The sequence below is a fragment of the Actinoplanes sichuanensis genome (genome assembly GCF_033097365.1).
Taxonomy (GTDB): Bacteria; Actinomycetota; Actinomycetes; order Mycobacteriales; family Micromonosporaceae; genus Actinoplanes; species Actinoplanes sichuanensis.
On record NZ_AP028461.1, the window covers coordinates 2955259 to 2978825 of the forward strand.

23 protein-coding genes and 1 tRNA gene are annotated in these 23567 nt (G+C 65.7%); 13 read left to right on the plus strand and 11 right to left on the minus strand.

The window, feature by feature from the left end; genetic code table 11:
* Window positions 1-50 precede the first annotated feature (50 nt).
* Both Q0Z83_RS13095 and Q0Z83_RS13100 read left to right on the plus strand, forming a co-directional pair.
* Window positions 51-1382 (plus strand): hypothetical protein, encoded by a 1332-nt coding sequence (locus Q0Z83_RS13095; RefSeq protein WP_317794160.1) that lies wholly within the window; start codon window positions 51-53, stop codon window positions 1380-1382.
* Between the two features lie 793 nt (window positions 1383-2175).
* On the plus strand, window positions 2176-2568 hold the full coding sequence (locus tag Q0Z83_RS13100; RefSeq protein ID WP_378079298.1) for a hypothetical protein: 393 nt from the start codon (window positions 2176-2178) through the stop codon (window positions 2566-2568).
* 293 nt (window positions 2569-2861) lie between these two features.
* Here the strand turns inward: Q0Z83_RS13100 and Q0Z83_RS13105 are convergent, their stop codons facing one another.
* Window positions 2862-3344 (minus strand): hypothetical protein, encoded by a 483-nt coding sequence (locus Q0Z83_RS13105; RefSeq protein ID WP_317794161.1) that lies wholly within the window; start codon window positions 3342-3344, stop codon window positions 2862-2864.
* A gap of 303 nt (window positions 3345-3647) precedes the next feature.
* Here Q0Z83_RS13105 and Q0Z83_RS13110 point away from each other — a divergent pair, with 303 nt between their 5' ends.
* Entirely contained in the window at window positions 3648-6236 is a 2589-nt protein-coding gene (locus tag Q0Z83_RS13110) for a tetratricopeptide repeat protein (RefSeq protein WP_317794162.1), read from the plus strand.
* A 230-nt stretch (window positions 6237-6466) separates the two neighbouring features.
* Window positions 6467-6688 (plus strand): hypothetical protein, encoded by a 222-nt coding sequence (locus Q0Z83_RS13115; protein WP_317794163.1) that lies wholly within the window; start codon window positions 6467-6469, stop codon window positions 6686-6688.
* Between the two features lie 21 nt (window positions 6689-6709).
* Here Q0Z83_RS13115 and Q0Z83_RS13120 read toward each other — a convergent pair whose 3' ends face one another.
* Window positions 6710-9448, minus strand: coding sequence for an nSTAND1 domain-containing NTPase (locus Q0Z83_RS13120; RefSeq protein ID WP_317794164.1), 2739 nt, complete (start codon window positions 9446-9448; stop codon window positions 6710-6712).
* A 1199-nt stretch (window positions 9449-10647) separates the two neighbouring features.
* Entirely contained in the window at window positions 10648-11379 is a 732-nt protein-coding gene (locus Q0Z83_RS13125; RefSeq protein WP_317794165.1) for an XRE family transcriptional regulator, read from the minus strand.
* A 137-nt stretch (window positions 11380-11516) separates the two neighbouring features.
* Between Q0Z83_RS13125 and Q0Z83_RS13130 the strand changes: the two genes are divergently transcribed.
* Entirely contained in the window at window positions 11517-11729 is a 213-nt protein-coding gene (locus Q0Z83_RS13130; RefSeq protein WP_317794166.1) for a hypothetical protein, read from the plus strand.
* Between the two features lie 56 nt (window positions 11730-11785).
* Window positions 11786-12334, plus strand: coding sequence for an HD domain-containing protein (locus Q0Z83_RS13135; protein ID WP_317794167.1), 549 nt, complete (start codon window positions 11786-11788; stop codon window positions 12332-12334).
* A 2-nt stretch (window positions 12335-12336) separates the two neighbouring features.
* On the opposite strand, the gene Q0Z83_RS13140 is transcribed toward Q0Z83_RS13135, so the two are convergent.
* From Q0Z83_RS13140 to Q0Z83_RS13150, 3 genes are read right to left on the minus strand one after another with little or no spacing between them, the layout of a single operon-like run.
* Window positions 12337-12789 (minus strand): hypothetical protein, encoded by a 453-nt coding sequence (locus Q0Z83_RS13140; protein WP_317794168.1) that lies wholly within the window; start codon window positions 12787-12789, stop codon window positions 12337-12339.
* A complete protein-coding gene (locus tag Q0Z83_RS13145) occupies window positions 12782-13258 on the minus strand; it encodes an NUDIX hydrolase (RefSeq protein ID WP_317794169.1) in 477 nt (158 codons plus the stop codon). The genes Q0Z83_RS13140 and Q0Z83_RS13145 overlap by 8 nt, the downstream gene beginning before the upstream one ends.
* Window positions 13259-13265: 7 nt before the next feature.
* Complete coding sequence (locus Q0Z83_RS13150) at window positions 13266-14000, minus strand: helix-turn-helix domain-containing protein (protein WP_317794170.1); 735 nt, start codon at window positions 13998-14000, stop codon at window positions 13266-13268.
* A 152-nt stretch (window positions 14001-14152) separates the two neighbouring features.
* On the opposite strand from Q0Z83_RS13150, the gene Q0Z83_RS13155 reads away from it, so the two are divergent.
* The 4 genes from Q0Z83_RS13155 to Q0Z83_RS13170 all read left to right on the plus strand — a co-directional run bounded on the left by Q0Z83_RS13155 (window position 14153) and on the right by Q0Z83_RS13170 (window position 16647).
* Window positions 14153-14356, plus strand: a complete 204-nt coding sequence (locus Q0Z83_RS13155) for a hypothetical protein (RefSeq protein ID WP_317794171.1) — start codon at window positions 14153-14155, stop codon at window positions 14354-14356.
* A complete protein-coding gene (locus Q0Z83_RS13160; protein ID WP_092546299.1) occupies window positions 14353-14547 on the plus strand; it encodes a hypothetical protein in 195 nt (64 codons plus the stop codon). Before Q0Z83_RS13155 ends, Q0Z83_RS13160 begins: the two co-directional genes overlap by 4 nt.
* A 40-nt stretch (window positions 14548-14587) precedes the next feature.
* Complete coding sequence (locus tag Q0Z83_RS13165) at window positions 14588-14908, plus strand: hypothetical protein (protein WP_317794172.1); 321 nt, start codon at window positions 14588-14590, stop codon at window positions 14906-14908.
* A 74-nt stretch (window positions 14909-14982) separates the two neighbouring features.
* On the plus strand, window positions 14983-16647 hold the full coding sequence (locus tag Q0Z83_RS13170) for an FtsK/SpoIIIE domain-containing protein (RefSeq protein WP_317794173.1): 1665 nt from the start codon (window positions 14983-14985) through the stop codon (window positions 16645-16647).
* Between the two features lie 92 nt (window positions 16648-16739).
* Here the strand turns inward: Q0Z83_RS13170 and Q0Z83_RS13175 are convergent, their stop codons facing one another.
* Complete coding sequence (locus tag Q0Z83_RS13175) at window positions 16740-17255, minus strand: hypothetical protein (protein ID WP_317794174.1); 516 nt, start codon at window positions 17253-17255, stop codon at window positions 16740-16742.
* A gap of 244 nt (window positions 17256-17499) precedes the next feature.
* Here Q0Z83_RS13175 and Q0Z83_RS13180 point away from each other — a divergent pair, with 244 nt between their 5' ends.
* Entirely contained in the window at window positions 17500-19194 is a 1695-nt protein-coding gene (locus Q0Z83_RS13180) for a recombinase family protein (RefSeq protein WP_317794175.1), read from the plus strand.
* Here the strand turns inward: Q0Z83_RS13180 and Q0Z83_RS13185 are convergent.
* Together Q0Z83_RS13185 and Q0Z83_RS13190 are read right to left on the minus strand one after the other, a co-directional pair.
* A tRNA-Leu gene (locus Q0Z83_RS13185) sits at window positions 19159-19243 on the minus strand. The genes Q0Z83_RS13180 and Q0Z83_RS13185 overlap by 36 nt on opposite strands.
* Before the next feature lie 48 nt (window positions 19244-19291).
* Entirely contained in the window at window positions 19292-19912 is a 621-nt protein-coding gene (locus Q0Z83_RS13190) for a TetR/AcrR family transcriptional regulator (protein WP_317794176.1), read from the minus strand.
* A 187-nt stretch (window positions 19913-20099) separates the two neighbouring features.
* Between Q0Z83_RS13190 and Q0Z83_RS13195 the strand changes: the two genes are divergently transcribed.
* Window positions 20100-21011: an NAD(P)-dependent alcohol dehydrogenase gene (locus Q0Z83_RS13195; protein ID WP_317794177.1), complete on the plus strand. Its 912-nt coding sequence runs from the start codon at window positions 20100-20102 to the stop codon at window positions 21009-21011.
* A 312-nt stretch (window positions 21012-21323) separates the two neighbouring features.
* On the opposite strand, the gene Q0Z83_RS13200 is transcribed toward Q0Z83_RS13195, so the two are convergent.
* Window positions 21324-21878 carry a dihydrofolate reductase family protein gene (locus Q0Z83_RS13200; protein ID WP_317794178.1) on the minus strand — a complete coding sequence of 185 codons (555 nt, stop codon included), beginning with the start codon at window positions 21876-21878 and terminating at the stop codon, window positions 21324-21326.
* 90 nt (window positions 21879-21968) lie between these two features.
* On the opposite strand from Q0Z83_RS13200, the gene Q0Z83_RS13205 reads away from it, so the two are divergent.
* On the plus strand, window positions 21969-22355 hold the full coding sequence (locus tag Q0Z83_RS13205; protein WP_317794179.1) for a VOC family protein: 387 nt from the start codon (window positions 21969-21971) through the stop codon (window positions 22353-22355).
* Window positions 22356-22505: 150 nt separating this feature from the next.
* Here Q0Z83_RS13205 and Q0Z83_RS13210 read toward each other — a convergent pair whose 3' ends face one another.
* Entirely contained in the window at window positions 22506-23288 is a 783-nt protein-coding gene (locus tag Q0Z83_RS13210) for a DUF3152 domain-containing protein (protein ID WP_317794180.1), read from the minus strand.
* Window positions 23289-23567 lie beyond the last annotated feature (279 nt).

Here is a 23567-nt window from a genome sequence, read left to right on the forward strand (position 1 = left end):
GGCTCTGCTGCGATTTATCGAATAGTCCGAAAATTGCCGAGGAGTACGCATTGGAACGTCGCCTTCTGGTCGGAGGGCTCGCCGCTGTGGCGGGTGTGGCCCTGATCGGCGCGGGAGTCAGGTCGCTGCCCTACGCCGCCACCGGCCTCAGCGGGGTGCCGGGCACGCCGTCGAGCCCGGCACCCGCGCAGGTGCCGGGGCAGGTGCCGGGGCTGTCGCCGTCCGGAGCCCGCCCCGTCGCGGCCTCCGCCTCGGCCGCGTCACCCTCGGCGGCCACGTCCAGCCCTTCCCCCAGCCCGTCGGCGACCACCGCGTCGGCGGCCACGGCGACGTCCTGTGGGAACGGGGCGACCGACGCCGAAGTGGTTCGGTCCGGCGGCACGTGGACGGCCCGCCGGGCCGGCCGGACCACCTACACCGGCACCGACATGCAGAGCGCCGTCGAGGCCGGCATCGCCAGCCTGACCGCGGGCCGCACGGCCAAGCAGCGGGTCGTGGTCCGCGGCTCCGGCACGGTCTCCGCCTCCGCACGGATCAAACTGCCCAGCTTCACCACCATCGACGTGTGCGGCACGATCGACGTGGTGGGGCCGAGCGCGACGGACATGGCGCCGATCTTCGCCCGCGACGTCACCGACATCGAGGTCGAGCACCTCACGGTCACCGGCACGCCGATGTACGGCATCTTCATGCGCGACGTGACCAACGTGAAGCTCGGCCGCATCGACTTGCGGCTCTCCAGCGGCCTCGGCGTGCGCATCGACAACGGCGGCACCGGGGCCTTCAGCAAGAACATCAAGATCGATCAGGTGTACGTCTCCGGCGCCAGCTCGCACGCCGTGGAGACCGCCGGGGTGGACGGCCTGACCATCGGCACCGTCACGGCCCGCAACGTCGGCGAGGCCGGCCTGCTGCTGAACACGACGATCAACGCCACGATCGGCACCGTCGACGCCGTGAACGCCGGCGCCGGCACCGGGTACGCCGCCTTCCGGATGGCCAACCGCAACGGCCGGGTCGGTGACGCGTACCCGGCCAACATCAAGGTCGGCCTGGTCAAAGCACGCGGCGGCGGCCGGGGCGTCTTCTGCGTCTCGGAGAGCGGCGGCGCCACCATCGGTCGCATCGACATCGCCGGCACCGGCGGCAACGCCATCCTGATCGAGAACTGCTACAACGTCACCATCGCCGCCGAGGGCGGCACCGTCAGCGGTGGCGGGGAGATCCGGCTCGCGGCCCGCAGCACCTTCGCCAACACGTCGGGCGTCATGCTGCGGAAGCTGACGATCAAGGACAACCACATCAAGGAGGCCCCGTGCGTCGATGGGCTCACCATCACCGACGTTAAGGTCGACACCCCGTCGGATATCGACCGGTGCTGACGAATCGCCTTGAAGCGGAGGGACGTGCCGAGGCACGGGGTGCGAGGCGGGGCACCATGACGTGGGCTGAGGTTCGCCGCCTTCCGGCGAGCGCTCGGTGAACGCGTATACCGTGGCTGGATCAGCGCGGCCGTTCCTCGGCACGCCATTTACGTCCTGATACTCACTCTGGCCAGGACGTCGCCGGCCGCCAACCTGCTCGTCGGCGATAGCATGTCTCTGGTGCCGCTCATTGCCAGCGTCGCCGCCGCGTCCCGGCCCGACGTCTCACCGGCTGGTACGGGCTCGTCAGGTCGCTGATCTGCATCAGGTAAACCGCCCAGCGACTCACCCCGTTAGTCGAGTGGTTATTCGGTCGGCTGTTTGCATCATGTAGGGCTGCAGTTCGGGCACAACGCCGAACCAGCACCTCCGAGGACCACCGGGAGAACTCGAGCGCATCGTCGCCGAGGTTCGAGTGCCGGTGCGTGACGGCGGCCAGGTGAGTTCGGTTGCCGCAGACGGGTCCTCGGCGACGCTGATGGCGGGGCGAAGGTGCACGGCCTGCGGCTGGATCCTCCGGATGTGGCACCGGTTGATCGCGGGTGGGGTCGGTGATTCATGCGGTGTCGTCGGCTGCGCGGAAAAGGTCAGCGGCTCGTCGTCGCAGTTCGTCGTTGGCGGGTCTGTCCGTGTGAAGTCCCAGGAGATCTTGGACATCAGTGCTTCACGACATGCTTGACGGATTCAGGACTCGCTTGACGTCTGTGGTTTGATCTTCGATCTGTGATGATCGATCAAGAACGATCTGGCGATGACCCGGTCTGGCAAGTGGCTCACCGGCACCGTGCGGTGCTGCGAGTTCTCGACGGCGTGCCGGTGGCCCAGGTCGCTCGCGAGGCCGGCACCGCTGGACCCGGCTCGCCGCGCGAGGCTCACCGGCGCCCGGACCAGCACCTCTCCACTGCCGCCGCCACCGGCCGGACCGCTGCGAGCGGTCCGCCGAGTTCCCGCCGACGGCGTCGCGATGGTCGCCGGCCAGCGGCTTCGCGTCGGCCGCACCTACGCAGGTCAGACCGTCACCGTCATGATCGAGGACACCGTCTTCCGGGTCCTGCTCGGCGACGTCGAGATCTCGACTCACGCCCGGACGAGCACCAAGCCCGTCACCCGCTTCAAGGCCACCGCCCGCAACCGGAGCAGCTGACGAGCGGATGTCCAAGATCTGCTGAGCCCGTCCAGCATGTCCTGGACGCGTCAATCATGTCCTGGAGCCGAAGTGTCCAGCATCTCCTGAACCCTCACACGGACAGTCGGGCAGGGTCACCGGCTTGATCGGCCCGTAGGCGGCTCGAGCGGCCTCGAAGTCCAAGAAGGTAAGCAGGTCGGTGATCCACGGCGTGCCATCGATGGGGCTCAGCGTGCCGGGTTTGTTCGCGCTGAGTCCCGCCGCCCGGGTCCGCTTCGCCATCGCTCAGCCGGACCCGGGCGGTACCGGGTTCAGCAGCCGATCCAAATGCGGTCGATATCGTTTGTGTGGATCGTTACTTTCTCGCCTGGCAATATACGGGCGTATTCTTCCCAGTAGCCGGCATTCCGCCAGATGTCCAGGAAGACCCAAACGCTGCTGTTGTTAAAGACCGAGTTGATCTTGTTCTGGTAAGGGCCTCCTCTCAGGTCGTGGACGCCGCAGCGTAGCGGGGGGGTCAACGGGACAAGGCCGTTGTTGTCGTCGTAGTAGCAGGAGTAGCCGTACGGGCACTCCCAGGCGGCGGCCCGACCCGGCCCGCGCTCCAGCTGGGACACCGTCGAGGTGGCCGCCCGTGCCACCGGGTCCGTCACCGCCTGCGCGGGAACGGCTGACAATGCCAACGCCAGCATGCCCACACAGGCGATAACCGCCAACCTGATCCGTCTCATCGTTCGAACTTTCTCTTTGACACTCCTGGTTCTTGACGCCCCGACTGCTTTCACGATTTTCATCCATGGATCCCTTCGTTGAGCACGGCGTGCAGTCCACCCGACCTCGCGCAGTCACAGGGGTCGATTGCTGGCCGGGATGCAGTGATTCCGTCCCAGCGTCAGGCGTCGATGTCTGGTGCGGAGGAACTTTGGACGAATTTGGACGCCGGGCCTCGGTGTCATCACCGGTGAGGTCCGTTATGGGCAGCTGGCGGGGAGTGTCTGGTAGGCGATCGCCGTCAGCAGTGACGAGTCGCTAGCCTCGAGCATTGAGACATCGACCCGGATCATGGGGGGTGGGCGATGCCGCTGTCAGGAGACCCGTTGACCGCGCCGGCAGAGGTGTTTACGGCACTGCCCGACCCTGGGCAGGCGAATAGTGTCGCCGATCTGGTCGAGCGGCTGCGCTTGTTGAAAGTCTGGGCTGGTGATCCCTCGTACAAGACGATCAAGGACCGGGTCAACAAGGCGTGGACGGCGGCGGGCCGACCGGCGAGTGAGCTGACGCGCAGGTCCACCGTGGCGTATTGCTTCCGGTCCGGTCGGCGACGCCTCGACACCAACCTGGTGCTCGCGGTGATCCAAGCGCTGCATCCCGATACTGGCTATGTGACGCAGTGGCGTCAGGCTTTGCGGGTCGTTGGCGGGGAGATCGAGGCGGTGTCGCGGGTGCGGGTGCAGGCCAGCCTGCCGCCGGATCTGGCCGGGTTCACCGGCCGCACCCGGGAACTCGACCGGCTCGGCCATGCGGCACAGAACGGGCAGACGGTGGTGATCTCCGCGATCGAGGGGATGGCCGGGGTTGGCAAGACCCAGCTCGCCGTGCGCGCCGGACACCTACTCCACCAGCGGCAGCCGTTCGAGCGGGTGTTGTTCGTCAACCTACGCGGCTTCGATCCAGACCCGGCCCAGCCGCCGGCGGACCCGGCTGCGGTCCTGGACGGGTTTCTGCGTCTGCTCGGGATGCCCGGCCAGCAGATCCCCCACACCCTCGACGCGCGTGTCGCCGCCTACCGCGACCGCCTCGCAGGAAGCCGGGCCCTGGTGGTGCTGGACAACGCCGCCACCACCGAACAGGTCCGCCCGCTGCTAACAACTACACCGGGCTGCCTCACCCTGGTCACGAGCCGGCGCCGCTTGGCCAACCTACGCCCCGCGACGCACCTGTCCGTGGACGTGTTCACCCCGGGCGAGGCCCTGGCATTCCTGGCTCAGGCCGTACCCGAGATTCCCGTCGGCCAGGATCCGCACGCTGCGGCGCGGATCACCCGGCGCTGCGACTACCTACCCCTGGCTCTGAGCCTGATCACTGGGCACATCCGCAACACACCGGGCTGGACGCTGACCGACCACGCCGACCGCCTCGACGAACGCCACCGAGATCGGCGCCTGGACACCGGCATGGAAATGGCCCTGCAACTGTCCTACCAGCACCTATCCGCTGACCAGCAGCGACTGCTACGCCTGCTCGCCCTGCATCCTGGACACGACTTCGACGCGTACGCCGCCGCGGCCCTCACCGATGTCGACCTGGCTACCGCCCAAGCGCTCCTGGAGAGCCTGCGCTCCGACCACCTGCTGCAACAGGCTGAATCGGGCCGGTACGCCTTCCTCGACCTGATCCGCGCCTACGCCACCACCAGATCTCACGACGAAGACCCGCCATCCGCACGCCATGCCGCCCTGACCCGCCTGTTCGACCACTACATCGCCACGGTCGCCAGCACCATGAGCACGCTGCATCCCGCCGAGACGCACCTCCTGCCCCGGCTCGCTCCCGTCGGCACGCCAACGCCAGTCCTTACCGACGCAGACAGAGCCCTCCTGTGGTTGGACACCGAACGATCCACCCTGATAGCAGTCGCCATCCATACCGCGACCCACGGCTGGCACTCCCACGCAATCCGGCTGTCTGTCGCCCTGCACTACTACCTCATCGGCGACTACCCCACCGATGCGCTGACCGTTCACAGCCACGCCCATCACGTCGCTCGCCAAATCGGCGATCCGTCCAGGGAAGCCCACGTACTCACCCGCCTCGGCGGCGCCTACGGCCGTCTCGGCCAGTATGAAACATCTGCCGAACATCTCCAACAGGCTCTAGGCATGCACCGAGTGGTCGACGACCCCGTTGGCGAAGGACGCACCCTGGCGTGCCTCGGCGCTCTCGAAACGCGGCGAGGTAATCACCGGCTCAGCGCCCACCATCTTGAGCGTGCGATAGACCTGCTCCGACAGGTCGGCGACCCAGCAGGCTGGGCACGCGCCCTGAACAATCTCGGCTTCGTCGAAGCCCGCTTAGGCAGCTACCGTCTGGCCGCTGAACACCTCCGACAGGCACTACTGCTGTACCGGCAGGTTGGCAACCCGGCCGGCAAAGCCACCGCGCTGACCAATCTCGGCGAGGTCGAAGCGAAGCAATGCCTGCACGGATCGGCCACCGAACACTTGCACCAGGCCCTGGCCTTGTGCCGACAGAGCGGGTTCCGCGCCGGTGAAGGCTGGACAATGAACAGCCTCGGCACCCTCTATGTCGGCCTCGCCCGGCCCGCCGAAGCGACCGAGCACTATCAGGACGCCTTGGCCATCTTCCGCGAGATTCACGACCGCGCCGGTGAAGTCAGCGCGCTGAACGGCCTCGGCGAAGCCGCCCACACTGCTGGCCGTCTTGCTGAATCCGTGACCCACCACACCGCCGCCAACACCATCGCCGCCGAGATCCCGGACCGCGACCAGCAGGCCCGTTCCCACACCGGCCTCGGCCATGCCCAGCGCGCCCTCGGCAGCCCGGTCCACGCTCACTCGCATTACCGGCGAGCACTGGCCCTCTACACCGACCTCGGCCTACCCGAAGCCGACCAGATTCGCACCCACCTCGCCCAACTCGACAACAGCAGCGCCGAACAGCGGTGACAGGCGTGCGGGTTGCCTTAGGAAAGGCCTCCGGCAGACCGTCGCCGACGCGGATGCCAAGATCGGCCGCTACCGGGCAACCCTCGACGCCGTCGCCGATCCCGCCCTGATCGCCGACCGGATCAGTGAAACCACGAGGATCAAGAAAGCCGCACAGACACGGCTGGGTCTCACCGAGGCACCGCCCCAACGGATGACCACCGACCCAGATCGACGCCATCGCCGAAGCATTGAACGACCTGTTCCGGCTGCTGCGCGAGGCGGACCCGCGCGACAAGGCCGAGCTGTACAGCCGTATCGGCCTGCGGATGACCTACCGACCTGGCCCAGAAACACTGATCGCCGAGGTTTTCACCCCGGCGAGTTCTCGTGTCTTTGATTGGTGTCCGAGGCCCAACACTCAAGATAAGCACACGACGATCATCAAGGGGGAGTTGACGATCGCATCGTAGGGCTGGCACAGGCAGCGGCAGTCATGACGTTGCTCGGACGCTTCGGTGACCTATTTCCCGTACGCCAGCAGCCTTAGCCCAAGCGCGCATCTGCTTTCCTACCCCACGAGTCCAACTTTCAGACCACGTAGCGTTCTGCGCATCCTTCAGTATCTCCCCGATTTGGTCAGTAGAAGTTTCTGGATTCCGGGTCAACTCGTCGATAGCGCTCTTGCACCCAGGAACTTTCTCTATTAACGCCCGGAGAACGATTGGATTCAGGTTCCCGGAACTATCGACGCCCTCTTTAGTTAAGAGGGTCAGGTTTCTCTCTTTGTCGACTTTCGCAATGCCAAGAATCAGCAGGTCGCGGCTGGTCAGCGTGGTCTTGGCGTCACCCCTGATGCATATACTGCCTACGGCCGCGAGCCTTTTCACGAGCGCCAGTGCTGGTCCAGGCGCCCGCTGGGGAAAGAATTCTGGGCGACGGGTATCCGCTTCCTCGGTGAACAAAAGCTGTTTCGGGATGATGGCATGGTCATCGACCGCGATGATCGTCTTATTTCGATACCGGATTAGGCCAGCATAGTGAAACCACTGTGCGAAAGACCGGGCGTAGTTAAGCCAGGTGTTCTCTGTTGCGGCAATAGCGGGAAACGCTTTGGGAAGTGCGGCCGCGAAGATTGATTGTGTAATCTCGCCGTCGTTTTTTTCGAGAAGGTGAGCGCAAGCTGAAAATGCTTTGTGCCGCCGCAGGGACGTGGTCACACGACGTCGCAGGTCATCCTCGGGGTCTGCTGATTCATAGAATTCACGAGTGAATTTCACCCGGTTTGGCTCATACGTAACTACACCAAATACGCGTAGTTCACGAGCAAGGTTGTATATTACTGTTTCAGATGTTGCAAGCCGTGCAGCCAAGTGTGGAACCGGTGCGTCGCCACCCGCCGCCATTACCTCACGCAATAGCCGTCCTACGGAAGACGGGGGTAACCTGAGAGTGTACGATTCCTCGATAGGTATCCGACCCGTGGTGAGAAAATCTCTGAAGATGTCCCAGTAGGTATCGAGACGTTCGGCAATCTGTACCACAAGTCGCCGATCAACTAAGGATTGGATGGCGCCCGCAGGAAGTCGATCTTCTACCTCGGAGACAGGCACGGGAGCATAGCGTGCAATGTGCAGAAGAGCTTCGCGTTCGATCGGCTGCAACTCGGCCAGATCTGACTCGAAAAGACTCTGAACATTGAGCGCTTCGCTTACAAGTTCACTTTGTGTTTTGCCGTCCTGGACCTCACGCAGCACATGGCCGGCTAGCTTCTTGAATAGCCACGGCAATCCCTGAGAAATCTCTCGCAGGCGCTGTTTTAGATCCGGGAGAAGTTTCGCATCGAGGCTCCTCTCAAGGCGGCCCAAGAGATTGTCGATTTCGCTCGGCCCAAGCTCCTTTAGATTGGCTACTGTTGCCTGTGCGCGAATTTCTTCCCTTAGCTGGAATGGATGTCCTTCTACCCATCCGACGAGGTCAGTCTTCCAGGCAAATCCAACGACAATTGGCTTGCCGACTTCGGCGATACCTAGCGCCAGGTCTCTGAATTCCCTCGTTATAGTTTCTTCCTTGAAAACATTCTCAAATTGGTCGAAAAAGATCAGAAGGGGTCCGGCATTCGCTGCCCATTGCGAATTTCTCAGCGTCTCCAAGGCGCTTGCAAGACTTGCCCAAGACGCGTTGCTGGGGAGGTGTAGGATTTTTGCCGCCTCGGCGCGAATTGCTGCCGATCGGATTGCAGCGGTTACGTATTCCCGACTGGATGCCGTGCGAGTGTCGAATACGATCGCGTGCCCGCGTTTCGCCAAGATCGACTTTCTCAGGCGTAACGCCAGGGAACTCTTTCCCCAGCCTGATTTTGCGTTAATGACGAATGTTGCGGGTGCATTAGAGATGACAGACTCCAGTTCGGCAATGACTTTTCGCCGACCGACGAAGTACTGTGGTGAAGCGGGAAGCTGGTATTCGAAGTCCGATTGACTTCCCCGGACCTCCACGATAACTGGAGTTTCGCTTTCTGTATGGCGAATATGCTGTAGAAGAAGTTCGCCCCGCGCATCGCGAACTGGTGAACTGGCCGCATACGGAGAGCTTTTTAACAGTTCCACTACCGGCATTGGAACCGGTGCCGCGCCCGCAGCCCAAACAACGACTTCCGCAGTCGTTCGCGATGATGGGTCTAGCCGTTTAGCTGCCGAGAATACGCCATGTTCAGTGACCAATATAATGGAGTCGGAGATGAGCGTGCCGGTAAGTGTGTCTGGAGCTGTTGTTATTATTCCGATATCTCGCACAATCTGTGCTACATGATCGGCATCGAGGTATCTGAAGCCAGGATCCTTCTCAAGCTTTCGGGCTTGCTCGGCACCGTTATTAGTAAGACGAGGAAGCGCGAAGAAGAATCCGTCGATTTGCTCAGAGGATTCTAACCGCTCTGCGCCTAATTTCCCGTAGAAGGATGTCAGTTCCCGTGCATGGATAGCTGAGGTATATGCCTTGCATTCAGCTATCGCCCGGCGTCCCGTAAGTCGATGTCGAACGGCTATATCCAGCTCGATCCCGTCGCTCGTATTGTTCAGAATTCGGACAGTCGGCTGATCAAATCCAAACTGCTCAAGCACCTTGGCTATGAACCGTTCGAAGAGGTGGCCACGCGCCGTTGCAGCGGCGGCTGGCGTATTGCCAGCCGCCAGTACCATGACTTGGGTTTCTTGGACTGTCGTTGACTGCACGCGACAACGATACGGCGCTGACCCTGAGTCTGTCCATGTCGGAGTTCGGGGAGATAGGTCCACTGTTGCCATATAGTGCATTCGGCCTTACAGGCTTAATGGCAAGGTTGGGAACTTAGTCAGACCGGAAGCCTCGGTACGAATCTTGGACGGCTGCGCTGATCGTCTCCGAAGGTCAAACGGCCAGTGCACCCACAACCAGCGAGACCGGATTCATCACTTCCTCCTTGGCTAGAGGCTAGCCAAGGTACCGACTCTGGCGGCCAGCTTCGAGTGTAAGAGCCCAGGGAAGCGATGGGACGTCGGCCGGAAGCCGTCGGTGGTGTAAGCCTCCGCCTATCTGCTTGCCGGCGGTTGGCTGTTTATGGAGATTCGACAGGGGCAGCAGATCGCCACCTCTAGCTTCGGCGTCGAGCAACCATACCTCTGACGACGGTGCCGTAGAAAGGCGACCCGCAGAAGGTCCGATCGGATAGCGGCCGGTTACGCGGACCACTCCGCTGAAGGCGGACGAGGGAACTGCATCCGAAGGGTCCACGATCAGATCGAAGCACCTTGACGCTCGGGGACGTCAAGAAGTGAGAAGACGTCCTGATAGCTGTGGTTCATAGGTTATCTGTAATGCGGTGAGTCTTACCGAGAGCCGGTAGTCAGAGAGCTGAAGCCTTAGACAACCGGTGACGATAGGCCCCGGCCGTCTGCGACTTGCTCCGGGCGGCTGGGTTGTCACCGAGGCTGAGGACGGGCGATGGATATGGGATCACCGCAGTCAGAATCCGGGGAGCTTGAGTGGCTGGGGCTGCCCGTGTTTGTTGGTTCGGCTGAAATTCAGAAAATCTTGAAGATTCGTCGGCGGCGGGTCTATCAGGTCACCAAACGGAGCGGCTTTCCGGAGCCGGCCGCTGTGCTTGCTAGCGGCAAGGTTTGGGTCACGGCTGAGGTCATAGCCTGGGCCAGGATCAATCGACCTGCGGATCTTCCATGAGTGCGGGTCTGTACCTTGCTCATACTGCGCAGGACCGGCTGGCGGTGGCGGACGCCAAGTTGCACCAGCATCTGTCCGGGACGCCGGGTGGGCTTTGCGCAGTGTGTCTGGAGCCGGAACCGTGTCGCGCTCGGTATGAAGCGCTTGGGGTTTTTGATCAGTTCGGGGTGCTGCCGCGTCGGCGGCCGGGTGCGGCTGGTGTTCCTGGTCGTGGTCAGAGCTTTGACGGCTTTGCTGAGCCCCAGACTCGCTCGAATGATCTTGTGTGAGTGGCGACCATGCCGGCGTCACTGGTGCTCTTGAGGTGGAGTACTGGGGCGTGGGCGGCTGGGCGGCCGTAGATGTGGGAATTGACGAGTATTTCGTCGTCTGAGCGGCAGAGCGAGTTGTAGAGGACTGTGTCGTGCAGGCGCAGCGTGATTCCCGGTGTGGTGGTGAGCGGCTGGAGGCTGACCAGGGCGGTTCGGATGCGGACGCTCATTCCGGCGCCTACGCGTTCCTCGTCTCCCCGGCGGGCGATGTGGTTGCCGTTGGGGTCGCCGAGGGCGATGCGGACGCGTACGCCGTTGTGGGCCTTCTCCTGTAGCAGGGCAGGGATCGAGGCGTCCTCGGCGAGGAACAGGGCGCTGTAGGCCAGGACGTCGATCTCGTGCTTGGCACGGCGTAACAGGCGAGCCCATACGTCGGTGGGCACTGCTGATCGGTGGGGGTAGACGATGCGGACCTCGTCGGACATGGCCGGCTGCTCGGTGGGGCGGGGCAGGGTCGGCCATAGGTCGTGGGCCTGCCAGCCGGTGATTCTGACGAGGGCGTCGCGGTGGCGTGGGTAGGGTATGCGGCCGGTCATCCAGCGCTGGACGGTTTTCGGGTCGACATCGAGGCGGGCTGCTACGTCGATGACGTCTATCCCGGCGCTTCGTAGGGCTCGGGCGAGTGGACTGTTCACGCAACGACTCCCATCGCTGGCGATCGGCGTCATCGTAGCCAAGAAGTCCCTAGACGTCCTAGTCCTGTGGTTCACGCTGGGTCACCCGATCGGCAGACTCGGCTTCGACGAGACGCCAGGTGAGCGGATGGACTGCGATGCCGACAGACAAGCAAGCGGAGCATGAAACGGCACGTCAGGCTACGGATCGGCTGGCGCTCGTTCTTGAAGATGCCGGGTTCGATGTCGGTCAGGACTTTCCTGGACTGCACGATGCCGTCGACCGCACAGGCTCCGTTGTTGTGCGGCTGGGGGACGTGACGGCGGCCGTGGCGGACCGGCTCACCGAACTACTTTCAAGGCTTCGCTGATAGGAGGACGTGCAGACGAGGGCACGGCCATGCAGGACGGGCGCTAACCTGCCGGTGTGGCTGAGATTGAGCGTGCCCGTGATCTGACGCGGCTGGTGCTGGCCGAGTCGATCCCGCGTCGCTGGGCGCACAGCCAAGGCGTAGGCCGTAAGGCCGAGTCTGTCGCTCACCTCGTCGGCGACGACGCATCCGCATTGGTCTGCGCGGCTTGGCTGCACGATGTCGGCTACGCACCCGACCTGGTCGTCACCGGCATGCATCAGCTTGACGGCGCCCGCTACCTGCGCGACGTCGCCGGTATGGATGACTTGATCTGCCGACTGGTCGCCCACCACTCGTGCGCGTTCATCGAGGGCCGCAACCGGGGACTGTCCGACGAACTCGCGAGCGAGTTCCCGCCGGTCGAGGGTCTGGCGTCGCATGCGATTACCTATGCCGACATGACCACCACACCCGACGGTGAGCCGGTGGAAGTCGAGCGGCGGCTTGCCGAGATCCTTTCCCGGTATGGGGACGGCCACCTTGTTGCCGAGTCGATCCGTGAGGCGAGTCCGTTGATCATCAACTCGGTTCGGGTGATCGACGCGGCGCTTGCCGAGCGCTGAGGTCATTCCGAGCGGGACAGGGTTCCCTGTTCGTCGCGGCTCCAACGGCGGCCGGCGCTGTCCAGGAACTCGATCTGCACCGGTTCTGGTTCGACGTAGGACCGTAGCCATTCGGTAGGGGCGGGACGCTGGATGGTCTGGCCGGGTGGGACCAGACCGACGAACTCGACGTGCGGTTCCTCGTCGCCCTGTGCCGGGAGGGGAAGTTCCACCTCGTAGATCGGCATCGGGCTGGCGTTGTGGATGTGGAACGTCAGGTCGCGTGTGCCATCGCGCTTGTTGGCCAGCTCGATCCACGCGCTGATCCGTTCGGCCTGAGCGCGTCGTTCGTCCTCGGCGCGGTCGGCTTCGCGGCGGTGCTCGCGGCGTAGCAGGCGGAAGCCGACCAGGAATGCGCCGATGGTGCCGACGGCTGAGAACGAGTCGGCGATGGCGCCGAGTGCGTCGCTATCCAAGGTGTACGTCCTGAGGCCGGGTGAGGAAGTGCTCGATCCGCCGACGCATCGAGGGGTCCATCGGCAGCGTGCGGCACTCGGCCTCGGACGCCCATCGGACCTCGGTCGTCTCCTCGCTGGGCGTCGGTTCCCCGCCTACCGGCTGGGCGGTGAAGACGATGGAGAACTCCTGCCGTACTTCGCCGTTGCTGGTGTAGAGGATGACGTGCCGCGGATCGGTGAATATCCCGACCAGGCCAGTGATGACGATGTCGATGCCGGTCTCCTCGGCCGTCTCCCGGACCGCCGTCTGGGGCAGAGACTCGCCGAGGTCCATCGCGCCGCCGGGCAGCGCCCAGTTGCCGTTGTCGGAACGGCGGATCAGCAGGATCTCGCCGCTGTCGTTGACCACGACGGCATTCGCCGACGGGACCAATGACGTAGCCGTGGGCGCGTCAGGGTCGTCGAAGTAGTCGATGCGCTGTCCCACCCGGCACTCACTCCGACGGTGTCGCTTGATCCCATACGTGTTCGAAGCTTTCCAGGTACGTCGTCACCATGCCCCCGCCGGCGGCCCGTCGTAGGTGGAGAACCGGGGCTTGAGCTGCGGTGAAGCTGTAGATGTGGGTGTTGACGAGTACCTGGTCGTCGGCGCGGTAGATCGAGTTGTAAAGCACCGTCCGATGGAGCCGGAACTCGATGCCCTCGATGTCACGGAGCGGGCGGTACATCACCAGGGCATTGCGGATCTTCGCGGCCTGGACGTCGTCGACACCCTCGTCGGCTCCGCGTTGCGCGACCACGTCGCTTTCCGGGTCGCCGAGCAGGATGCGTACCCGCGCTCCTGCTTCCGCTTTTTCCCTGAAGATCTTTTGGATGCCGGCGTCCTCGGAGACGAACAGGCCGCTGTAGACCAGGACACCGATCTCCTCCTCGGCGCTGGCGAAGACGTTGCGCCACAGATCGGACGGAACCGTCCACCGATGCGGGTAGATCGAGATGATCTCGCTTTCGCTGGCGTTCGCGACCTGATCGGGGCTCAGCGCGTCCGGCCAGAGGTAGACCTCGTCCACGCCGAGGCGGGCCGCGACCGCGTACCGATGCCGGCGATAAGGCGTCCGTCCGCTGATCCATCGCTCGACACTCTTGGGATCGACCTTGAGTGATGTCGCCAGCTCGGCTGGCGTGATCCCGTTCTCCAACAATGCGGTGCGTAGTCGCTCGTTCGGCATCGGCTTCCCGTCAAGACGTCCGGCGGCCCGACCAGGCTAGAGGAGACGTCTTCGATACGTCCAGCCATGACCTGATTACGTCCCGTCGATTGATCGCACTCTGATGGCACGCCGATGCAGCCCCGCATCGCCGATCCGAGAGGAGATCAACCATGACCATCCGTATCCCGCAGGATCTGACCCCGACCTGCCCCTGCGGCGCTCAGCTTGCCGCTGGCAACCCCATCCTCTGCCGTAAGTGCACCAACCGGGCCCGGTGGGCTCGCCGGCATCAGCCGCGCGGCAGCCACGCCGGCACCGACGGGGGTCTCCGCAGCCGCCGCAACCGCAACGGTCGCCGTGGCGGTGACGCGTGACGATCGCCGTCTCCGCCGTCCTACTGCTCGGAGTCCTCGTCTACCTGCTGTGGCGGTACGCCCGGTTGCCGCTCTGGCAGGCCGCCGTCTGCGCAGCGTTCGGCTACTTCCTCGCCTCGTCGTCCATCGGCCCGGAGATCGGCAACGGGCTGCGCGCCTTGGCCCGGTTCGTCGCCGGACTGAGCCTCTGACATGAGCACCCACCTATCGGAAGGAGATCAGAACCCGCACATGGCCAACGACCAGTACATCCCACGCCCGACCATCGACCAGGAGGCCGTCCGCTCCCACCTGCACGCCGCTCGCCGCCGGCCCACGCCCGTCACCGTCTGGACCGCCATCGGGGACGTCCCGGTCCTGCTCGCCGAGGTCGACCGGCTCGCGCGGCTGCTCACCCGCACTCGGTGGGACTTCGCCGACCTGCTAGCCGCCGCTCGCGCCACTCTCTCCGCCGACCACGACGGCGAGTCTGAGCCGCTGACCTACCTACGTGATGCGGTCGCCGAGCACCAGGTATGGATGCCGCCGGAACAGGGCGAACTCGCCGAATGAGGGCCTACGGCCGACGACACCGCCGCTGGAGCCGCCGCAACCCACAACCGTTGCTACTCGTACCCGATGAGCCTTTGACCCTCGTCGTTCTCGCTGCCATCGGCCGGACTCTGTTCCGGTACCGATCGGAACTCGCTCCCGGCTTCCTCGCCCTGGTCCTGGTGGTCGTCGGGTCGGTCCTGCACCACAGCCGTCCCGGAGCGTGGCCGCTGGTCGCCGTCGTGACCGTGCTGGCGGCAACGGCCGTGGCGGTGCGCGGGTGGCCCTGGGGACTCACCCGTACCGCCGAGCGCGGATACGCCACCACAACGACCGCCCTCACCGGCGGATGGCTCGCTGCCGCAACCGCATTCGGACCGACCCGATCACCCTTACCGACGCTGCTCATCCTGGCCGTGGTCGCGCTCGGCGTGCCGTGGTGGGCACACCGGCGTCGTCGAGCGCGGGTGCGAGTGGACCGGGTCATCAACGCGTGGCCCAACCTGGCCGAGCAGATCGGCCTGGCCGGTTCGCGGATCATGTCGGCCGTCGTCGACACCTGGGGATGGCGTGCCCGCATCAAACTGCGACCGGGGCAGAGCGTCACCGAGCTGATGACCCGCGTGCCAGCTATCGAATCAGCGTTGGGAACGCGACCCGGCGCCGTTCGCGTCGAGCAGGACCCGGCTCACGCCGGCCGCTGTACGATGCGCGTGCTCGCCGTCGACCCGCACGCCGGTGCTATCCCGTGGCCCGGTCCGACCGCCCGAACCCTCGCCGACCCCATCGAACTCGGCGTCTTCGAGGACGCCACACCCGTCCGTGTAGCGATGCTCCGTCGGCATGCCCTCATCGGCGGAACCACCGACTCGGGCAAGAGCGGCGTGCTCAACGTGGTCCTCGGCAACCTTGCCGCCTGCACCGATGTCGTCCTTTGGGGCATCGACCTCAAAGGCGGCATGGAACTGCGGCCCTGGGCGCCATGCCTGGCCAGACTCGCCACCACCCCCGACGAGGCAACTGAACTGCTCGCTGACGCGGTCGCCGTGCTCGACGCCCGCGCACACGCCTCCGGCCGGGACAACACCCGCGTCTGGAAACCCACACCGACCGCCCCTGCCCTGGTCATCGTGATCGACGAGTACGCCGAACTCGCCGATACCGCCCCGGACGCCGTCGGGAACGCCGAGTCGGTCGCTCGGCGCGGGCGTGCCGTCGCCGTCGACCTGCTCGCCGCGACCCAGCGCCCAACCCAGAAGGCGATGGGCGGGGGAGCGCTGCGTTCGCAGATGAGCATCCGCGTCTGCCTACGTGTCCGGGAACGCCGCGACGTCGACCTCATCCTCGACAAGGGCATGCTCGCCGCAGGCTGGCACGCCCACACCCTCGACGCGCCCGGCAAGTTCTACGTCCTGGCGGACGGCCACAACCAGCCGCGCCGCGCCCGCGCCTACCTCGTCACCGACGATCTCGTACGCCAGACCGCCGCCCGTTACGCCGACCAGCGGCCGGACCTCGATCCGTTGTCCCGCGCGGCCATCGACCACCAGCCGAAGCCCATCGAGCCGCCGCGACCGTCAGCCGACAACCCGGAACAGACGCTGTTGACGGCACTCGACCAAGCACCCGCCGACGGGCTGACTGTCCCGGAACTCATCGACCTCACCGGCATGCGCCGTACCTGGGTCTACGACCGGCTCCAAGCCCACGCCGCCGCCGGCCGCGCCCGGCAAGTCACTCGCGGGCGCTGGCGAGCCTGACCCGTTCGTCCGTGCGGACGTCCGTCCGCTCGCGCGCGTCTGCGCAGATCAGCGCGCGGACGGACAGCGGACGGACGACCGCAACAGCGCGACTACGAGTCGAAGTAGTGGGCTCGGTATTGCTCGTCGGGGCCGCCGAAACCGAAGCCGTTCTCATCAAGTGCGTTGAAGATCGTGAGCCAGTGCGGTGAAAGATCCAACCCGATCGCAACGCTGCCATTGGCCATGTCACTCCTGTCGCCAGCCCATTCGAGCAGCGCCACACGCTGCAGCGTCTGACCGGCCAGCTCGGCGAGCTGCGGCGTGGCGTCGGGACGCCAGACGAGGTTGAAGTAGGAATCCTCGATCGATCGGGTCGGATCCACCGCGTCCCACGTGATGCAGAGATCGTCGAACTTCTGATGGTCGATGGTGACTCGTTCGTCACCGAAGTCCAGCAGGACCGGAGCGTCGGTGAACCACTCGTCGTCTTCCAGATCCCAGACGACCCAGACATGCAGAAGAGCGCGACCCGCCAGGCGCGCGAGGCGTCGGCCGTGGACGGCAGCGATGCTGTCCCGGCCGTTGAGCCAGTGCGGTTCGTAGTCCTGAATACCGAAGCGGATCATGGCCCCGATTCTGGTTGCCAACCGCCCGAGGCGGCACCGGATTTACTGCGGCCAGAGTGAAGGGAGGCCCGAAGATCACGACGAACCACCAGACCGACGAGGGGAGAAATCGCAGCATACGAACGTGCAAGACGCTGAAAATTGGGAACATGCAGCTCAAGACGTCCCTAGACGTCCCTATGTCGGATGCGGCCGCAGATGTGCTGTGGCGCATCATCGACCGAGCCCGTAAGACTCACCAACCATGAGGTTTGCCTTCTACGGACGAGTGTCGACCGAGGACCAGCAGGACCCGCAGGCATCCAAGGCATGGCAGCTCTCCCGCGCCCGCAGCCTGATCGAACCGGCCGGCGGTGAGGTCGTCGCCGAGTTCTTCGACATCGGGCTCTCACGCTCGCTGCCATGGAAACGCCGCCCCGAAGCGACACGCCTGCTCGACGCCATCAAGAGTGCAGGCCGTGGCTTCGACGCCGTCGTCATCGGCGAACCGCAGCGCGCGTTCTACGGCAGTCAGTTCGGCATGACCTTCCCCGTCTTCGTGCACTACGGCGTCGGCCTGTGGGTGCCCGAGGTCGGCGGAGCCATCGATCCCGGCTCTGACGCCCACGACCTGGTCATGGCGCTTTACGGCGGCATGAGCAAAGGCGAGCGTAGCCGCATCAAGATCCGGGTCCGCTCGGCGATGAAGGCACAGACCGAGTTGGAAGGCCGCTACCTCGGTGGACGTCCGCCCTACGGCTACCGCCTCGCCGACGCCGGACCGCACCCCAACCCCGGCAAGGCAGCCGAGGGCAAGCGACTCCACCGGCTCGAACCGGATCCCGTCACCGCCCCCGTCGTTCGGCGCATCTTCGAGGAGTACGCCGCCGGGCGCGGCATGACCACCATCGCCCGTGGCCTGACCCAGGACGGCATCCTGTGCCCGTCCGCCTATGACCGCGAACGGAACTCCCACCGCAAGACCCAGGTCTGGGAACTGTCAGCGGTCCGCGCCATCCTCCGTAACCCGCGCTACACCGGCCGGCAGGTCTGGAACAAACAGCGCACCGACGAGGTCCTGATCGACGTCGAAGACATCGCTCTCGGCCACGAGGACAAGCAACGCTGGAACGACCCGAGCCAGTGGGTCTGGTCCCAGCAGCAGGCCCACACGCCGCTCATCGCTGCCGACCTCTACGAGCGGGCACAGAGCGCCATCAAGACGCGCGGCACCAACGGCGAGGTGGGCCGCGCGCCACGACGCAGCGTCCGCCCCTACCTCTTCCGAGGACTCATCGAGTGCGGGCTCTGCGGACGCAACATGGTCGGCAACCCCAACCACGGGCGCCTCTACTACCGGTGCAAGGCATCCCGCGACTTCGTCCGCCAGCACGAGATCGCCCACCCGCCGGTGCTCTATCTCCGCGAAGACACCATCACCGAACCCGTTGATCGGTTTCTGCGTGAGGAACTGACCGGCGACACCCTCACCGCGACCCTGCGCGGACTTGCCGACGCCCACTACCGCGCCGAACTCGCCCGACACCAGGGCGCCGACCAGACCCATCACTTGCGGCAGACAATCGAGGACTGCGACGCCAAGATCAAGCGCTACCGGGCAGCACTCGACGCCGGAGGGGACCCCGTGCTCATCGCGTCCTGGATCAGCGAGACCTCAACCGAACGAGACAACGCGACCGCCGCCTTGCGCCTGAGCGCGGCGCCACCACAACGGCTCAACGAGGGGCAGATCACGGCGATAGCCGACGGCCTCGGCAGCCTGATGACCGTCTTGCGTGATGCCGATCCCCGTGACAAGGCGGAGCTTTACAGCCGCATCGGCCTGCGGATGACCTACCGACCCGGCCTAGAAACACTGAAGGCCGAGGTCGTCTCTGACGACTTCGGCCGTGTGCTTAATGTGTGTCCGAGGGGGGACTTGAACCCCCACGCCCGATAAAGGGCACTAGCACCTCAAGCTAGCGCGTCTGCCATTCCGCCACCCGGACCTGCCCGCATAAGCTAACAAACGCTGACCGGCGGGTTTCAGGGCGGGGTCAGGTTGCCGGCTCGGCGTCTCGTAGGCGTTCGAGGCCGTCGAGGATCAGGTCCAGGCCGAACGTGATGTCTGGATCACCCGGGTGGTGGCCCTCCGCGACCTGTCGGGTCAGTTCGGCCATGTGTGGGTAGCGGTCGCCGGCCAGCAGGTGCTGGTGGGCGGAGGCGGTTTCCGCGTAGTCGGCCGGTGCTACCGGGAAGGCCAGCCGGCGCAGTGTGTAGCCGTACACATAACTGTCCATGGTGTTCCATGCGTAGTCGGCGAGTTTCCAGGAGAAGCCGGCGCCGCGTAGTGCTCCCAGGGTGAAGTCGATGTAGCGCAGCATCGATGGGCCGGTGTTGGTGCGCGACATCAGCAGTGGTGGCGCCCATGGGTGGAGGCTGAACACGCGGAATGCCGCCACGCCGCGGTGGCGCATCGCCGACTTCCAGTCCTGTGGTGTCTCCGGCAGGTCGATCTCGCTGACCACCATGTCGAGGATTCCGGAGAGGACGGCGTCCTTGTTGGCCACGTGCCGGTAGAGCGACATGGCCTCCACGCCGAGCTCGCGGCCCAGGTGGCGCATGGTCAGTGAATCCGTGCCGCCCGAATCGGCCAGCGTGAGGGCGGCCTGCAGCACGCGCCGTGTGCTGAGCGGCGCTCGGGAAGTTGGCATCTTTTCGGCTCTCCGGTGAGTTGCGGGACCGGTCGACCATACCGCAAGCTTGCTTACATCGTAAGCTTACGACGTAAGCGGGAGGCGGTACATCATGAAAGCGCTGGTCCAAAGTGGGTACGGGTCACCGGCCAGAGTCGTCCTCCAAGAGGTGCCGAGACCCGTCCCGGGAGCCGACGAACTACTGGTGCGGGTCGCGGCGGCGGGCCTCAACGCCGCCGACCGGTTCCTGCTGCGCGGGGAGCCGTTCGCCATCCGCGCCCTGGCCGGCGGGCTCCGCAAACCACGTGCCGGGTTCATCGTCGGGCGGGCCCTCGCTGGCCGAGTCGAGGCGGTCGGCGACGCCGTCCGCGACTTCACACTCGGCGACGAGATCCTGGCCGAGGCGACCAGTGCCATCGGCGAGTTCGCCATCGTGCCCGCCGGTATGGCCGCACGCATACCGGTCGGCGTGACCTTCGCCGAGGCCGCCTCGTTGCCGATCGCCGGCACCACGGCACTGGCCGGAGTCCGTCGTGTCCAGGGCGGGCAACGGTTCCTTGTCACCGGCGCCTCCGGCGGCGTCGGCACCTTCGCGGTGCAGCTCGTCGCAGCCAAGGGGGCGACGGTCACCGGCGTCTGCTCTGACCGCAACGCCGCCCTGGTCCGCAAACTCGGTGCCGAGCACATCATCGACTACGAGAAGACCACCGCCGACGACTTGGGCTCGGCGGGGGAGAGGTTCGACGTCATCCTCGACCTGGCCGGCAACTATCCCGTCGTCACGCTACGGCGCATCCTCGCGCCGGGCGGCATGCTTCTGCTCTCTGCCGGCACCGGCGGCCGATGGCTCGGCCCGGCACGCCGCATGCTCAAAGCCATGATCACCGGCGGCAGCCGAGTGCGCCCGCTGACCGTCCGCCCGAATCCCGCCGACCTCTCCGAGCTGGCCGCCATGATCGCCACGGGCCAGATGCGCCCGGCCATCGACGACATCTACCGGCTCGACGAAGCTCCCGCCGCCCTCGACCGCCTCGACCGCGGCGGGTTCGCCGGAAAGCTCATCGTGGCGGTCGCCGAGTGACCACCATCAACAACGGCCCGGCCCGAGAACTCTGTGTCATTCCGCCTGTCCGGCCGGCGGCTGCCGATACCGGCACAAGACATCGGCTTGAGTACGGATAGCGGGCCGAAGGGCAGCGCCGGGGAAGGGCACGCGTGGCCGCTTGTAGCCGTGTGTGGCCGGTGCCGGCAACCGAAGCGGCTGGGCCGATCTGTCCGCCGAGCTGGAGGTTGACGGTTCGCCGAGTCGGACCGAAACGTCCGGTAGGTGTTCGGCAGGTGAGCCGACCTTCGCGGAAGCGGACCGTGTGGTCCGATTCGGGGTGCGGGGTGGTCAGCCGACGGCGTAGCGGAGGCGGATCACGCCGCCCGGCCACGTCTGTGAGTCGGTCAGCCGCAGCGGCAGAGGGGCGGCGCCCGGAGCCAGCAGGGGAGTACCGGCACCCAGGGCGATCGGGGCCACGAACAACTCCAACTCGTCCACTTGTCCGGCAGCGAGGAGGGCCCGCATCACGCTGACACTGCCCCAGACCATGATTCGGACTCCGGCGGCGCGCTGCGCCCGGACGTGGTCGACCGGGTCGGGCACCACCCGGGCCGGGGCGTGCTCGCCCCACGTCGCGGCCGTCAGGGTGGTCGAGCAGACCGTCTTCGGCATCGTGTTGACCTGCTCGGCCATCGGCTCGTCGACAGCGGTCGGCCAGTATTCGGCGAACACCTCGTAGGTGCGGCGACCCAGTAGCACCTCGTCGATGTCGGCGAGCAGCGCGGTGTTGTGGGTTTCCGAGGGGGTGAAGTCGGAGACGGCGGCGAACACGTCGGCCTCGCCGTTGACGCCGGCGAGGAAGCCGTCCACGGAGATCCACTGCTGGGCGAGCAGTCCGCTCACGGGAGATCACCTCAATCAAGGTCAAGGCCGACGATATCCGTGTTCGGGGCCACCGGCATCCGGAGCGGGCGAGACTGGGATGATCCGGAGGTGACCGCCTACATCTCTCACACGACCGTCGACTGCACCAACGCGTTCGCGCTGTCACGCTGGTGGCAGACGGTTCTGGACTACACCGAGGAACCGGACGATCCGAATGAGCCCGGCCACGATGAGTGCCTCATCTTGTCGCGGGACGGGCGGCACCGGCTGCTGTTCATCGAGGTGCCCGAAGCCAAGCAGGTCAAGAATCGAATCCACTTCGACCTGCGGCCGGCCGACGGCACCCGTGACAGCGAACTGGCCCGTCTGGTGTCGCTCGGCGCCACCCAGGTCGCCGACCTGCGTAAACCCGACGGCACCGGCTGGGTTGTCCTCGCTGACCCGGAGGGCAACGAGTTCTGCATCCTGCGCAGCGAGAGCGAACTGGCCGGATAGACCGGGCGCCGGCCGAGTCTGCTACCGGCCTTGGTTGGGTCGGTGTTGGTGGGGTCCGGCACCGGCCTCGGTTGAGTCGGTATCGGTGGGGTCCGCTGCCGGCCTTGGTTCGGTCGGTGTTGGCGGAGGCCGCTACCTGCCCGGGTGGGGTCAGCGTCGGCCGCGGTCGCGCGGTGGGGTCGGATCGTTGTAGGAGCCCAGCGGTCCCTGGTGCAACCGGCCGTCCGGGTACGGCCAGGGGTTGGCGGTGCAACCGTGTAGTCCGAGCGTCTGCTGCTGCATCACCGGCGCGGGACCGCCACGGCGCGGGCACCGCTGATGGGACTCACCGAGCCGATGGCCGACCTCGTGATTGACGACGTACTGCCGGTAGACCGACAGCGGTGCACCGTACCGTGGAACGCCTTTGACCCATCGGGCGACATTGATCACCACGTTGGCGCCGTTGCGGCATGACGTGTAGCCGTCCGCGCCGTCGCACAGCGCGTCCCTTGTTCCCGGGGTGGCCAGACGGACGACGAAATCGGCGCTCTGACCAGGGCCGACCCGGCGGAACCGGTATTGCTCGCCCGCGGTCCAGCTGCGTGGATCCTCGAGCGTGGTGGTGACCTTGTCGGCGAAGGCGTCCGCTGTCACGCCCTCGATGCCGCGTTCGACCGCTACCCGGTACCTCATCACCTGACCCTCCCGCCCGGCCGGGCCGCCATCCTGCCGGGCGGCTTCCGACCAGGTGCCGCGGCCCTGTTCCGGGTAGGTGATGTGTTCCCTGGGGGCGGCCTTCGCCTGCGGGGCGGGCACCGACGCGGACGCCGCGACCGGCTGTGGCGCGGCGTCCGGCAGCGCCATCGGGGGAGCGGTGCCACATGCGGCGATGGTCGTGACGGCTGTCGCGGTCGCGGCCAAGGCCGCCACCAGGTACGCACGCGATGTCATTGGTTCTCCGCTCGCCGGGTGCTTCGCATCCCTGACGATCAAGAGCCCGCGCAGGTTGGCCGAACGGACGTTGCGGTGACGTGCGGCTCAATCCGGCGGTTCTCACGGGGCGACGGGCGAAGCACCGAGAAACCGCCCGACGGCCGGCGCCAAGATCCGCGGGGCGGCGAGCACCTGCCGAGCGACCCGCACCTGTCGAGCGACCGATAACTGCGCGAGCAACGAGCGACCCGCACCTGCGCGACCGACCCACGCGCTCACGGACGCGCAGCCCGCCAC

What these genes read in the sequence shown, in the direction of transcription:
- Q0Z83_RS13100 (WP_378079298.1), top strand. Translation starts at nt 2,176, where the DNA reads ATGACCCGGTCTGGCAAGTGGCTCACCGGCACCGTGCGGTGCTGCGAG.
- Q0Z83_RS13105 (WP_317794161.1), bottom strand. Translation starts at nt 3,344, where the DNA reads ATGAAAATCGTGAAAGCAGTCGGGGCGTCAAGAACCAGGAGTGTCAAA.
- Q0Z83_RS13130 (WP_317794166.1), top strand. Translation starts at nt 11,517, where the DNA reads ATGCCGACAGACAAGCAAGCGGAGCATGAAACGGCACGTCAGGCTACG.
- Q0Z83_RS13150 (WP_317794170.1), bottom strand. Translation starts at nt 14,000, where the DNA reads ATGCCGAACGAGCGACTACGCACCGCATTGTTGGAGAACGGGATCACG.
- Q0Z83_RS13155 (WP_317794171.1), top strand. Translation starts at nt 14,153, where the DNA reads ATGACCATCCGTATCCCGCAGGATCTGACCCCGACCTGCCCCTGCGGC.
- Q0Z83_RS13165 (WP_317794172.1), top strand. Translation starts at nt 14,588, where the DNA reads ATGGCCAACGACCAGTACATCCCACGCCCGACCATCGACCAGGAGGCC.
- Q0Z83_RS13175 (WP_317794174.1), bottom strand. Translation starts at nt 17,255, where the DNA reads ATGATCCGCTTCGGTATTCAGGACTACGAACCGCACTGGCTCAACGGC.
- Q0Z83_RS13180 (WP_317794175.1), top strand. Translation starts at nt 17,500, where the DNA reads ATGAGGTTTGCCTTCTACGGACGAGTGTCGACCGAGGACCAGCAGGAC.
- Q0Z83_RS13210 (WP_317794180.1), bottom strand. Translation starts at nt 23,288, where the DNA reads ATGACATCGCGTGCGTACCTGGTGGCGGCCTTGGCCGCGACCGCGACA.